Genomic DNA, 11,991 nt, shown 5'->3' with positions numbered 1-11,991 from the left:
GTGCGCTGCCTGGCCTCGGGATGGCGCTGCCACCACAGATACAGGGCCGCGGTCACCGTGCCGTCGGCGGCGAAGCGGTAGCTGCCGAGTCGTACCCAGTTCTGGCTGGATGCGGCCTTCAGATGTCCTTGCGAGACGACGTAGGTGGTCTTGCCGCCCGGCAAGGTTGCGATGGAGGCGGCAGCAGGCCAAGGGGCGATCGTGCAGGTGAGAAGGAGGACAAGGACCGCCGCGAGGGAAGGAACCGCGCGCATGAAGTCTCCCGATCATTTACGGACGTTGCCATGGTGCGCGAGCGACGACACATGATCTATGCCGGAAAGGCTCCACGTCATACTGTCGGGTGGTGGATCCCTTGTCCGCCGAATGAACCTTTTTCATCCTCAGGCGGCGTGGTGATCGTCCTGACCGACGGGCACTCTCCGCGGCCGTTGCGGCTATCCCCAGTGGGAGTGTCAGGTGACGCGCTATCTGGCCACGTGCCGGCCAATGCGGCCAGGGAGTTGGCCAGTGCCGGTTGAAGTGGCCAAAGCGGTGGCCAGTGCGCAGGAGTTGGCGCATGTGCGGTGGTTCACCACCAGCGTAGGGAGCGGCGCCGCCCTTGGCGAGGAAGTCGTCGACATGTCGGTCGGGTGCGCCGAGGAGGGATATTCCCTAGTTTGCATAACTTGAGCTCCCACCTCGATCATCTGATCATGCCTGACGCAACCCGGCTAAGCACTGGCGTCCCGCACGGCACGCGGGAGCGCCTTGCCGCCCGAGTGGGCGAGGAGAAGGCAAGGCGGCGCGACCTCCTGGCCGATCCCCGCTGGGAGATCCCCAAGCGCGCGCCGGCCGAGATGCGGGCCGGCATCCGAGCCCAGGCCCACGCCCACCTGCGCGAACTGCGCGAGGCAGGGGCACTGTGTGACACCATCGATGTCCTCATGACGCATGCCGTACGCGCCGAACTCGCCGAACTCGCCGAACATCGAACAAGACGGGCTCACTGGAACAACGGCGTCCATGACGCCACCGTGCTCCACGGCGAGATCACCTCCCAGGGCTACCGCGGCAGCGCCCGATCCGTCCACCGCTACCTCCAACCCCTAAGTGTCGGCCTCACCCGACCGAAACTCCCGCCACCACCGCCCAAGGTGCGCGAAGTGACCGAGTGGATCACCAGCCATCCCGACCACCTCACCGTGGAGGAAGCCGACAACCTCGCCCAACTCCAGACCCGCAGCCCAGTTCTGGCGCGGCTCAGCGCTCAGGTCACCGCGTTCGCCGAGATGCTCATCGGCCGCCACGGCAAACGGCATGACGCAGGCGATGCGATCGGCGCTGTGATTGTCAGGCTCAGTCGGCCAGGCCCCAGAATCGCCCGTGCAGTCCCACCTGGGCGAAGTACGCCGAGGCCGAGGCGGGGTCGCGCCGGGTGTATCCGGGCTCCATGCGGCCGGCGTACCAGTCGCGGGCGAGTCTCCACAGCGTGGCCAGGTCCATGACGTAGCCGGGTGACTGCCCGGTGTCCTTGAGCCAGGTGCCGACGCAGTCGGTTGAGCAGAACAGGCGCTGGTTGGCGCAGGCGTGCACGACGTCGTCCCAGATACGGTGGACGGGGGTGAGGAAGTGGGCCACCTGATCACCCGCCGGAGGAGCCTCTCGGCCGACCACCCATGCGTGGGGGGTGTCACAGGCCGGGCAGCGAGTGGCGACCAGGACGTCCGGCTCTTCGTCGAGCAGGTGAGGGATGGCGAAGGAATCCCAGGCGCAGCCGCCCCACCACAGCGTGCTCGCGCCCATGACCGAGAAACCGAGCGGAATGGAGGCAAAGGGGTGGGCCATGACGATCCGGTCGTGGTTCTGACTGTCCAGGACCACATCGCGGTGCTCGTGCAGGGCGTCCAGCGCGCGGCGTATCTCGGAGTATGGAAGGCCGGTCTGGGCCGTTAGGTCTGACGGAGAGGGGGCGTTGCCGGTGCAAGCGAAGTGGGAGTAAACCGCTACGCGGATCTCTTCCCTCTGCGCTGCCAGCGTCTGGGCGGCCGGGTCGTTCATTGCTTTGCTCCTAGGAGAAGTACGGTCAGCGGTGTCCAGCCTGTGGCCTGGGGGGTCAGAAGTCTTGAACGCTGGTGCGGCACCCTGGAGGTATGTCGTCTGTTCGTGAACGCGCCGTTACCCGGTGCACTGCCATCGAATCGAAGGTGGGGGAGCGTCGCCTTCAGGCGGGGGAATGCCGTCCCTGCCTGGATGTCTTTCCGGTCTTTCCCCGGGCATGGGGCGGGCGGTGCCGTTACATTGATCGGGTGGCTTCCCGGGTGCGCACCCTTCCCATCGCGGCGTCTGACCTCAGGTACCGCTGCCCGATCCTGGGGGGCTGGGTCAAGGTGCGCCGTGCGGAGTTGATCCGAGCCAATCTTGAGGAGCTGATCGGCGTCACGGTGAGCGGCCGTGCGTAGGTCGTTCAGGTTCCCGCTGCGCCCGACCCGGCACCAGGAGATCGCCCTTGCCGCGATGCTGGACGATCACCGGGCGCTCTACAACGCCGCATTGGAGGAGCGCCGCCAGGCCTGGCGGCGCTCGAAGGTCTCGATCCGGTACGGGGAGCAGTCCGCGCAGCTGAAAGAGATCCGTACCGCGGACCCCGACGGGCAGGGCCGCTGGTCCTTCACCGCCCAGCAGCAGACGCTGCGCCGGTTGAACCGGGCGTTTGAGGCGTGCTTCCGCCGCCTCAAGGCGGGCGAGAAGCCCGGCTATCCGCGCTTCAAGGGCCGGGGCTGGTTCGACACGGTCACCCTCGTGGAGGGTGACGGGGCTCGGTGGGACGCCCAGCCGCACCACCCGTCCGCCGCCTTCGTCAAGGTGCACGGGATCGGGCACGTGCGGGTGCATCAGCACCGGCCGATCGCCGGGCGGGTCAAGACGATCGAGATCAAGCGCGAGGGGCGGCGCTGGTATGTGATCTGCTCCTGTGACGACGTGCCCGCCGCCCCGCTGCCTGCCACCGGCCGCAAGGTCGGCGTGGACATGGGCGTCGTGCACTTCGCCACCGTGAGTGAGCCGATCCGCGGCGTCACCGACGAGGCCGGGCACATCCCCAGCCCCCGCTACCGCAAGAGCGCCGAAGAGCAATTGGCCACCGCCCAGCGGGTGTACGCGCGGACCGGGCGCGGCTCTAACCGCAGGCGCAAGACGGCCCAGAAGCTGGGGAAGATTCACCGCAAGGTGGCGCGGCGGCGCACCGATCATGCGCACAAGACCGCGCTGGCCCTGGTCCGCCACGCGGATGTGATCGTGGTCGAGGACCTGCGCATCGTCAACATGACCAAGAGCCCCAGGCCGAAGACCGATCCCGCTCGGGCGGGCACCTTCCTGCCGAACGGGGCCGCCGCCAAGGCCGGGCTCAACTCAAGCATCCTGGACGCGGGTTGGGGGGTGTTTCTGCGGGTCCTCGCGCACAAGGCTGAAAGCGCCGGTCGAGACGTGATCGCGGTGAATCCCCGCGACACCTCCCGCACGTGTGCCCAATGCGGGCACGTGGCTAAGGAGAACCGCAAAACCCAGGCCGACTTCGTCTGCGTGGCCTGCCGGTATACGGCCAACGCCGACGTCGTCGCGGCGAGCAACATCAAGAGGGCCGGGCTGGTCCTCCGCGACGCCCACGCGGCGTAGCGAGAAGCCGCTCCCTTCAGGGAGCGGAGGAGTCACGACACCTACTCCTTCGGAGTCACCGACCATGGTGCGCAGTCCTTTGTGTGCCGAGGGCAGCGGTGCACCAGCGGCCAGGGGCGGGTCATGGCCTTCAACCCCGACGAACCTCACGACGGCCACGCGGCAGTGGATCACGGATATCACTACCGCATGCTCCACCTCGACGAGGGCCTGGTCCGCCAGGTTCTGACCGACGCGACACCGAACCAGGCCGGACTGCCCCTGTTCGCCGAACCCGTCGTGGATGATCCAGCACTGGCCTACGCCCTGGCACAGCTGCACCGCGCGGTGGTAGGCGGTGCTTCACGCCTGGTCGTCGATGAACTGCTCACCACCGCGGTTCTGGGCATGATCGGCCGCGCTGCTTCGCGTCCCTTCCTCCCTGCCAGAGATCACCGCCGGACGCCGGGCACCGTCGCTGCCGCCCGTGCGCGGACGTTGTTGCGAGAACGCTTCGCTGAAGACCTCAGCATCGGCGAACTGGCGGAAGCCGCCGGATGCAGCCGCTATACGCTCTACCGCTGCTTCCGCACCGCCTACGGCTTCGCACCCAGCGAGTACCAGCTCGACCTCAGACTGTGTCACGCCAAGCGACTGCTGGCGACCGGGATGCCACCCTCATCCGTAGCGGCCGAGACCGGTTTCGCCGACCAAGCCCACCTCACACGCTGGTTCACACACCTACGGCATCACCCCCAGCGCTTACCGCACGGCCGCAGGCGGCCAACGCACGCGGCCGGTCGATGATCGGGACGGTGTTCAGGCGGTTTCAGGCAGAGGGGGCAAGGTCGCGGCGGCGCAGGAAGGCCAGCCCTGTTGCGGTCATAACTCCTGCGATCACGGTCAGTCCGAGCAGCGGCGCAACCGGTGATGAGATGCCGCCCAGCAGCATCGGCGGCACGTGTACGAATGGCGACAGGTTCAGGACGAATCCGGTGGCCAGCCTGAACTCCGCCAGCAGGTCGACGAGCAAGATCAGGCCGAGCATGGTCCAGCTCATGGCGCTCGCCAACCGGGGCAGCACGCCGAACAGCAGTGTCACAGCCCCGACCACGGTCCAGACGGCGGGCAGGTAAGCCAGCGTGGCCCCGGCGACACGGGCCACATCGCCGTTGTAAGCGAACCCCGCCGCCGCGCCCAGTACGGCCAGCAGCAGCGCCGGGCCCGCGATGGCGAACACCAGGTGGCTCAATGCCCAGCGCAGCCTGCCGACCGGAGCGGACAGCAGCAGCTCGGCCCGGCCCGCCGCTTCCTCTCTGCGGGCACGCAGCGCCGACACCAGCGCCGCCCCCGTGACAAGCTGGCTGAGCACATACATCACGAACGTGAAGAACACATCCGAGATGCGCGCACCGGAACCCCCGACAGTCGCGGCCAGTTCCCGGAACTGCGGCGTGCCCACCTGGGCGTCCAGCCCGCGTGCCGCCACGCCGAGCAACGCACCCAGCAGGCAGAACCCGATCCCGAAGCCCGCCAGCGTGCCCCACTGCAGGCGCCCGGCCAAGCCGAACACACCTCGCAGCGCCCCGGCGGCGGGCCCCTGCGGGGCGGCCATCAGGCCACCGGCCACGTCACGCCGCGTGGACAGCGCGAACGCGGCCACCGCCAGTGCGGCAGTGAACACCACGACCAGTCCCAGCACCCACCACCGGTCGCCGGCGTAGGGCCTGGCCAGCCGGACCCAGCCGAACGGCGACAGCCACGCCAACCAGGTGATGCCGCCGGAGTCGGCCAGCGAACGCATCACGAACAGCAGGCCGCCGACGGTGATCGCGATGCCGCGTGCCGTACCCGATGACGCGGTCAGCTGCGCGGTGAGCGCGGCCACGGCGGCGAACGCCCAGCCGCCCGCAGCGGCAGACAGCCCGAACAGCAGCGAGGAGCCCGCGGGGAGGCCGTTGCCGACCAGGCCGGGCACCGACAGCAGGCCCAGCAGCAGGTTGGCGGCCAGCACGACCGCGAGCGCGGCGGCCAGCGGGGCGTGGCGGCCGACGACGCCCGAGGACAGCAGCTCGCGCCGCCCGGTCTCCTCCTCGGCCCGGGTGTGCCTGATCACCAGCAGGATGCTGATCAGCCCGCCGATCAACGCCCCGGACGAGCCGAGTGTCCAGGCGGTCAGGTCACCCACGCTCGCGTCGTAGATGACGCCGCGCATGGCGAGCTGCGCGGGGTTGCCCATCGAGGCCGCGGCGAAGGCGTCGCGAGCGGCCTGGTCCGCGTACAGGCCGGCGGTGGCGGAGGCAATGCTCGCCGGCAGCAGCGAGCTGATCGTGATCCAGACCGGCAGCAGCACACGGTCCCTCCGCAGGATGAGCCGGATCAGCGCCCACGTGCCGGTCATCGGGCGGCTCCCTCGTAGTGGCGCAGGAACAGTTCCTCCAGCGTCGGCGGCTGCGTGGTCAACGTGCGTACGCCCGTCCTGGCCAGCTCTGCGAGCACCGCCGTGAGCATGTCACCGTCCACCTGGCAGCGCAGCCGGGGGCCGTCCATGGTGAGGTCGTGCACGCCGGGCAGCGCGGCCAGGCCGGGTGCAGGCTCGACCAGCTCGGCCGTCACCGAGGTGCGGGTCAGGTGGCGCAGGTCGGCCAGGCCGCCGGACTCGACGGTACGGCCGGCGCGGATGATGCTCACGCGGTCGCACAACGCCTCCACCTCCGACAGGATGTGACTGGACAGCAGCACGGTGCGGCCGCTGCGCTTCTCCCGCAGGACGCACTCGTGGAAGACCGCCTCCATCAGCGGGTCCAGGCCAGAGGTCGGCTCGTCCAGCACCAGCAACTCCACATCGGAGGCGAAGGCGGCCACCAGTGCCACCTTCTGCCGGTTGCCCTTGGAGTAGGTGCGGCACTTCTTACGCGGGTCGAGCTCGAAGCGCTCAAGAAGTTCGGCGCGCCGCCCGGGATCGAGGCCGCCGCGTACCCTGCCCAGCAGGTCGATGACTTCACCACCGGTCAGCGACGGCCACAACGTGACGTCGCCGGGCACGTAGGCGAGCCTTCGGTGCAGCTCGGTGGCATCCCGCCAGGGGTCGCCGCCGAGCAACTCGACCCGGCCGCCGTCGGCGCGCATCTGGCCCAGCAAGATGCGGATCGTGGTGGTTTTGCCCGCGCCGTTGGGGCCGAGGAAGCCGTGCACCTCGCCCCTCTGGATGGTGAGGTCCAGCCCGTCCAGGGCCCTGGCCTGACCGAATGTCTTGACCAGGCCGTCTGCCCGCACTGCGGCGTTCATTGTTGTCCCTCGAGCGTCTCCAGGCCTGTCCGCGCCTGCTCGAACAGCTCACGGCCAAGGAATTCCGGCCTGATCAGGTCGAGCTGGGCCTTGCCGACGCGCAGCGCGCCCTGCGGGGCGTAGAGGTCTGTGCCGAGCGCGCGGGAGATGTGTTCGTGCAGCACCGTGATGCCCAGCTTCATCGCGGTCAGCACGGTCGCGCGGGCGCGATGGTCGACCTCGGAGTGGCCGTCACCGGCCAGATGTTCCTCTGTCACACTCACGAGCTCGTCGAACATGGCGGCGGCTCTGGGGGAGCCGTCCACGAGGGCGCGGCCGAGGTACTTCATCAGCGGCGGCGCGGTGCGGTGAACGTTCTCGATGAATTCCGGCTTCCCCAGGTTGCGGTCGGTGACGCCCGCGCTGGCCTGCTCTCGCACGTAGCTCAGGACATACTCGTCGCACGCCTGCCGCAGCCGCTCCTTGGTGCCGAAGTGATGCTGCACCAGGCCGGGTGAGACCCCGGCCGCCGCGGCGATCCCTCGGATCGTGGTCGCCTTGGCCCCCTGCTCGGCGAACAACCCCATCGCGGCGTCGCGAATGCGGGCCCGCGTCGTCAGATCCTCTTCAGATATTGGTCGCATGTACAAGAGTCTATACACATGTATTGGATACCATTCAAACGTTCAACGCCTCATATTCCCCAGCCCTCACGTTCGAAAACCATGGCGGTCATCGAGGAGAAAGTTGCCGGTTGAGGTGGGGGACTCCGGGCCGGGCACGCCCGCCCCGGAGTCATGAAAGCGCCGGATCAGGACACGCCCACGGCAGGCCGGTTTGAGCATTGCAGACTGCGGGACTCAAGTACGTCAGCACCGCACGCGATCTTTGGCTGAGCAGAGTCGCGGCCTCAGGCGAGGGCTTCGCGGATGGCTGGGTCATGGAGATCACAACTTGGCCCGTCAGCGTGAATCTTCGTGTCCACGGTGATTCCGGTCCCTTCGACGCACCGGCCTTCACGGTCGTAAGTGAGTGTGGTGCTACACATCAGGACCCAATCGTCGATGAGCTTGATCGTCCGAGGTCGCCCACTACCGCCGCCGGATGGTCGGCCGATGACCCGGACATGCTCAAGCCCCTGGAGACCGAGGAGGAAGTCCTCGCTGGCCGAGTAGGTCAGCGGATCTGTCAGCACAACGAGTCGCCCGGCCCAGCGCTCCTCGGATGACGGTTCGCCGTACACTGGCACGCCAGGCCCCAGCCCGCCGCTTCCATCGGTATAACGGGCCGAACCAAGGCGTGTCCGACTGCGCAAGAACCGATCCCGAGTCTCGGTCGCGGCCAGGAGGCTCCCGCCAGGGTTGGCGCGCAGGTCGATGATGAGGCGCTCGCATTTGTGCAATTCAGTAAGGGCGGCATCGAATCCCTGGCGGATCTTGTCGGGATTCGACCAATCGCGCAATCGGAGGTATCCGCTCTCACCGGAGAGTTTACGCCAATTGATCAATTCCTCCTTCGGGGAGTTCTCCTGCCATGTGGCCGTGGCCCCGTTGGGTCCTTGTGCCCGCAGTTCTCGCTGACCGCCGAGAAGGTGCCAGCCTGCCAGCAGGGGCCGCATGTGAGGGGAGGCTGCGGTTCGAGTGATCTGGTCTTCCATATCCAGGTCGGTAAGGTGCCAGCCTGGTCGTACGCCTGCCGCATGAGCTGCGCTCCACTCGGGTACGCGGATGAACCGATCACGGTTGAGGACGTAGGGCACATAGACGCGCGGCGTGCGATAGACCTTGGTGTGGGCGTCCTGGAGCTCAGCCAGCCAGCGTTGGGCGGCGGCGAATGGATCATCCGCTTCGAGGACCGCTTTGACGTGCTTCTGGCAGATCTGCTGCCAGTCCAGCCCGCGCAGATCGAAGGCAGGGTAGGTGGCCCCAACTTCGTCGACCGTACGCCACACCGCCTCCTCGAGGTGAGCGCAGGTGGTGTCGATCAACGAGCGCTCGCCCGTGCGGGCCATTGTATGGAACATCTGCAGGCTACGAGCAAGGCCGTCACCATCGCTCGCACGGGCTGTCAGCACACGTTGCTCGGCGTCCCAGTCCAGCCGCGCGGCTCCGTCATGGGCATCGTCAATGAGCAGTTCCATCCGTGGACCGCTTGCCGCATCAACGATCTTCACCCGGATCCCCAATACGGCTTCAAATTCGGCACGTTCTGCATGGAGTAGAAGGCGGAAATCGTGAAGCGATGAAGGAATGACCACCGGCAGGGATTCGACCCCAAAGTCTAAAAACGTCACAAACACAGAGAGTAGGACGCCGCAGGCCCGGTGCGGCCCTTGGGGGTCGTGCTGCCAGGCGCAACATAGGCGGTGTGCCCACTGCTGCCCATCCCAGCGCCGTGCCCGTGATCGCGGGGCAACGGAGGCAGAGCCGTCGACTGCGCAGAGCGGCCTCGCGGGCGTGCGCAACCCGCTTCAACACCGTCACCGGCCCTGGCCGGATCACCTTCGCCGAGATCAGGTACTCGCAGGCCAGACCCTCGTCCGTGAACACCGGAGCGGCCACCCAGCAACCTCCCGCCAGAGCCCGAAGATTCCCAGGCCAGGAGTTTATTCAGCAATTTCCGCCCGATTTTTTCCGAGTACTACGGCGACCCCGAAAACCCCTTTGATCAGCGTCGGAACACGGGCCACAATTCTCTCCATGATTTCGCCTGTGCCTTCACCTTCGGCCGAGATTCGCCCCGTCTCCTTTACAGACGCGCCTCTCCTCGCCAGGCTGAACGACTTCGTGCATTCTGTTCACGCTCTGCACCGGCCGGACGTCTTTCGTTCCCAACCCGCCCATGACGACCTGACCCCGATCTTCGAGGCCCACCTGGCACGCGAGGATGTTCGCGCGTTCGTCGCCCACTTGTCAGGCCGGCCGGTTGGATACGCCCTTGCGAGGATCGTCGACCGTCCGGGCGACGCCCTCATGCGGGCAAGCACCTTCATTGTCCTGGAACACCTGGCTGTCGCCCCTGAGGCGACCCGTACCGGTGTCGGAAGCGCCCTGGTCGATGCAGTGCGTACGGCAGGCAGGGCGGCGGGATGTTCTCGCCTGGTCACCGATGTGTGGGACTTCAACGAGGAGGCTCTGGCCTTCTACAGGGCTGCGGGATTCGCTCCGATGCGACAGTGGTTGGAGCAATCACTGTGACGGCGTACCGGAGCCGGTCGGTCCGCATTTCCGGGTGAGCCATGACGAAGTGGCTCATTCGTTCGGAACCCTTGGTCGAAAGATCAGAGCAGGCCGTGGTCACGGGCGTAGACGGCCGCCTGGGTGCGGTCGCGGAGACCGAGCCGGCTGAGGATGCGTGAGATGTGATTTTTCACGGTGCCTTCGCTGAGGTACAGCTGACCGGCGATCTCGCGATTGGTCGAACCGCAGGCGATCAGCCGGAGCACGTCGATCTCTCTGGCGGTCAAGGAGTCCTCCGGCCGGGCATCGGGCCGGGCGTTGGGGCGGCCGGCGAGGGCTGAAGCCAGACGCGCCGCGGCCACCGGGTCGAACTGGGCGACGCCGGCGTGCGCGAGCCGTACGGCGGCGGCCAGTTCCCGGGCCGGCAGATCCTTGAGCAGGTAGCCGGTCGCACCCGCGCGCAGTGCCTGGACGACATACTCCTCGTCGTCGAACGTGGTGAGCATGACCACCCGGACGCCGGGGGCGCGGCCGCGCAGGGCGGAGATGGCCTCGACACCGTCCATCCCGGGCATCCTGACGTCCATGAGCACCACGTCGGGGGTCAGCGTGACCGCCTGCTCCACCGCGTCGCGCCCGTCCGCCGCGGTGCCGACCACGACGACGCCGGGCTGGATGCCGAGCAGCGAGGCGATGGCCTCCCTGATGAGCCGCTGGTCGTCGACGACCAGGACGCGAACCGGGGGATCGGGGGGAGCCGGGGTCATGGCGCGGTCCGGCGGGGGATCGTGACGGTCAGCCGGGTGCCGCCGCCTGGCGCGCTGCCGATGTCGACCTGTCCGCCGGCCAGTTGCACGCGCTCGCGCATGCCGAGCAGGCCGTACCCTTCCCGTTCCGGCGAGAAGCCGCGGCCGTCGTCACGGACCACCAGCTTCGCGCCCGCCGCGTCGAAGGCCGCGGACACCAGCACGCGGGTGGCACGCGCGTGCCGCCTGGAGTTGGTGATGCCTTCCTGGGCGGCCCGGTAGAGGGCTCTGAGCGCCATCGCGTCGTGCCCGTTCTCCTCGCCGGCGAACTCCAGGACGACGGCCGGGCCGCCGCCGTCCGACTGACCCGCCACCAGGTCGGTGAGCGCTTCCGAGAGGCTGAAGGGCGCGTCTTCTTCCCGCAGCGTGCGGACCGATCGCCGCACGTCGTCCAGCGCGCGCCGCGCCGAGTCATGGGCGTCCTGGACCGCCCGGTCCGCCGTGCCGGAATCCAGGTCGCGGAAGGCGGTGGCCTTCTCCAGCAGCACGACGATCGCCGTCAGATGATGCCCGAGCTCGTCATGGATGTCCCGAGCCACTCGGTTGCGCTCGGCCGTGGCGGACAGTTCGGCGACCCTGGCGGTGGAGGCGGCCAGTTCGGCCCTGGCCCGCCGCTCCTCGACGGCGACGGCGGCCATGGTGACGGCCAAGACCAGTCCCACGCAGAACATCAGCAGATCGGAGACCTGCTCGGGGGCGGCGTACCAGCGCGGATCGGCCACCGCGCCGGCGGCTGCCAGCAGCGCGACACAGGCCACGGCCAGCGCGACCGCGACCGCGCGGCCGAAAGCGAAGTACGCGGTGAACGGCACCAGCACGAACAGCGCCCGCGACAGCCCGGACCCGTCGGCCGCCGCGACGGCCACGAACAGCGCGATCCGCGCGGCGAGCAGCGCGACCGCCGGCCACCGTGGCGTGCGGGCCGGGTAGCGGTGCTGCTCCAGCAGGTCGAGCCCGGTCAGCGCGGCCAGGCCGCCGGCGAACAGCGCCGGCTGGGTGTCTCCGAGACCGGCCAGCCAGGCGTACAGACCCGCCGCCAGCACCGCGCCGTAGAGCACGGGCGACACCCACGGCACGGGGCGCGAGATGGGCATGTCCGCAAGACT

13 protein-coding genes and 1 pseudogene are annotated in these 11,991 nt (G+C 68.3%); 5 read left to right on the top strand and 9 right to left on the bottom strand.

The window, feature by feature from the left end; genetic code table 11:
* The 3 genes from ACFY2X_RS42650 to merB all read right to left on the bottom strand — a co-directional run.
* Positions 1–254 (bottom strand): hypothetical protein (locus ACFY2X_RS42650; protein ID WP_389949664.1); only part of this gene is annotated, 254 nt, incomplete at its 3' end.
* Positions 255–713: 459 nt separating this feature from the next.
* Positions 714–1,007, bottom strand: coding sequence for a hypothetical protein (locus tag ACFY2X_RS42645; protein WP_389949661.1), 294 nt, complete (start codon positions 1,005–1,007; stop codon positions 714–716).
* Between the two features lie 331 nt (positions 1,008–1,338).
* The gene (merB, locus tag ACFY2X_RS42640) at positions 1,339–2,040 is read right to left on the bottom strand and encodes an organomercurial lyase (RefSeq protein WP_389949659.1); all 702 of its coding nucleotides are present in this window, start codon (positions 2,038–2,040) and stop codon (positions 1,339–1,341) included.
* A 248-nt stretch (positions 2,041–2,288) separates the two neighbouring features.
* Between merB and ACFY2X_RS42635 the strand changes: the two genes are divergently transcribed.
* The 4 genes and pseudogenes from ACFY2X_RS42635 (at position 2,289) to ACFY2X_RS42620 (ending at position 4,440) form a co-directional block, all read left to right on the top strand.
* Positions 2,289–2,441 carry a hypothetical protein gene (locus tag ACFY2X_RS42635; protein ID WP_389949657.1) on the top strand — a complete coding sequence of 51 codons (153 nt, stop codon included), beginning with the start codon at positions 2,289–2,291 and terminating at the stop codon, positions 2,439–2,441.
* Positions 2,434–3,654, top strand: coding sequence for an RNA-guided endonuclease InsQ/TnpB family protein (locus ACFY2X_RS42630; protein ID WP_389949654.1), 1,221 nt, complete (start codon positions 2,434–2,436; stop codon positions 3,652–3,654). Before ACFY2X_RS42635 ends, ACFY2X_RS42630 begins: the two co-directional genes overlap by 8 nt.
* A 30-nt stretch (positions 3,655–3,684) precedes the next feature.
* Positions 3,685–4,014, top strand: a pseudogene (locus ACFY2X_RS42625) (AraC family ligand binding domain-containing protein); the annotation flags it as partial.
* 27 nt (positions 4,015–4,041) lie between these two features.
* The gene (locus ACFY2X_RS42620; protein ID WP_389949670.1) at positions 4,042–4,440 is read left to right on the top strand and encodes a helix-turn-helix domain-containing protein; all 399 of its coding nucleotides are present in this window, start codon (positions 4,042–4,044) and stop codon (positions 4,438–4,440) included.
* Between the two features lie 22 nt (positions 4,441–4,462).
* On the opposite strand, the gene ACFY2X_RS42615 is transcribed toward ACFY2X_RS42620, so the two are convergent.
* The 4 genes from ACFY2X_RS42615 to ACFY2X_RS42600 all read right to left on the bottom strand — a co-directional run bounded on the left by ACFY2X_RS42615 (position 4,463) and on the right by ACFY2X_RS42600 (position 9,199).
* Positions 4,463–6,034 (bottom strand): ABC transporter permease, encoded by a 1,572-nt coding sequence (locus ACFY2X_RS42615; protein WP_389949651.1) that lies wholly within the window; start codon positions 6,032–6,034, stop codon positions 4,463–4,465.
* Positions 6,031–6,921: an ATP-binding cassette domain-containing protein gene (locus ACFY2X_RS42610; protein WP_389949648.1), complete on the bottom strand. Its 891-nt coding sequence runs from the start codon at positions 6,919–6,921 to the stop codon at positions 6,031–6,033. Before ACFY2X_RS42610 ends, ACFY2X_RS42615 begins: the two co-directional genes overlap by 4 nt.
* Positions 6,918–7,544, bottom strand: a complete 627-nt coding sequence (locus ACFY2X_RS42605) for a TetR/AcrR family transcriptional regulator (protein ID WP_389949645.1) — start codon at positions 7,542–7,544, stop codon at positions 6,918–6,920. The genes ACFY2X_RS42610 and ACFY2X_RS42605 overlap by 4 nt, the downstream gene beginning before the upstream one ends.
* Positions 7,545–7,810: 266 nt before the next feature.
* Complete coding sequence (locus ACFY2X_RS42600) at positions 7,811–9,199, bottom strand: S41 family peptidase (RefSeq protein ID WP_389949642.1); 1,389 nt, start codon at positions 9,197–9,199, stop codon at positions 7,811–7,813.
* Positions 9,200–9,563: 364 nt separating this feature from the next.
* On the opposite strand from ACFY2X_RS42600, the gene ACFY2X_RS42595 reads away from it, so the two are divergent.
* On the top strand, positions 9,564–10,097 hold the full coding sequence (locus tag ACFY2X_RS42595) for a GNAT family N-acetyltransferase (RefSeq protein ID WP_389949639.1): 534 nt from the start codon (positions 9,564–9,566) through the stop codon (positions 10,095–10,097).
* 83 nt (positions 10,098–10,180) lie between these two features.
* Here ACFY2X_RS42595 and ACFY2X_RS42590 read toward each other — a convergent pair whose 3' ends face one another.
* Together ACFY2X_RS42590 and ACFY2X_RS42585 are read right to left on the bottom strand one after the other, a co-directional pair.
* Positions 10,181–10,846, bottom strand: coding sequence for a response regulator (locus ACFY2X_RS42590; RefSeq protein ID WP_389949636.1), 666 nt, complete (start codon positions 10,844–10,846; stop codon positions 10,181–10,183).
* A complete protein-coding gene (locus tag ACFY2X_RS42585; RefSeq protein WP_389949634.1) occupies positions 10,843–11,979 on the bottom strand; it encodes a sensor histidine kinase in 1,137 nt (378 codons plus the stop codon). Before ACFY2X_RS42585 ends, ACFY2X_RS42590 begins: the two co-directional genes overlap by 4 nt.
* Positions 11,980–11,991: the final 12 nt, after the last annotated feature.

Source organism: Streptosporangium sp. NPDC000396, assembly GCF_042898655.1.
Lineage (GTDB): Bacteria > Actinomycetota > Actinomycetes > Streptosporangiales > Streptosporangiaceae > Streptosporangium.
Note: the sequence above shows the minus strand (reverse complement) of the source record. Positions and strands in the feature narration are given on the sequence as shown.

Bases quoted from the DNA above. Each gene is read 5' to 3' on its own strand.
- ACFY2X_RS42645 (WP_389949661.1), bottom strand. From the start codon at position 1,007: ATGGACGCCGTTGTTCCAGTGAGCCCGTCTTGTTCGATGTTCGGCGAG.
- merB (WP_389949659.1), bottom strand. From the start codon at position 2,040: ATGAACGACCCGGCCGCCCAGACGCTGGCAGCGCAGAGGGAAGAGATC.
- ACFY2X_RS42620 (WP_389949670.1), top strand. From the start codon at position 4,042: ATGATCGGCCGCGCTGCTTCGCGTCCCTTCCTCCCTGCCAGAGATCAC.
- ACFY2X_RS42615 (WP_389949651.1), bottom strand. From the start codon at position 6,034: ATGACCGGCACGTGGGCGCTGATCCGGCTCATCCTGCGGAGGGACCGT.
- ACFY2X_RS42610 (WP_389949648.1), bottom strand. From the start codon at position 6,921: ATGAACGCCGCAGTGCGGGCAGACGGCCTGGTCAAGACATTCGGTCAG.
- ACFY2X_RS42605 (WP_389949645.1), bottom strand. From the start codon at position 7,544: ATGCGACCAATATCTGAAGAGGATCTGACGACGCGGGCCCGCATTCGC.
- ACFY2X_RS42590 (WP_389949636.1), bottom strand. From the start codon at position 10,846: ATGACCCCGGCTCCCCCCGATCCCCCGGTTCGCGTCCTGGTCGTCGAC.
- ACFY2X_RS42585 (WP_389949634.1), bottom strand. From the start codon at position 11,979: ATGCCCATCTCGCGCCCCGTGCCGTGGGTGTCGCCCGTGCTCTACGGC.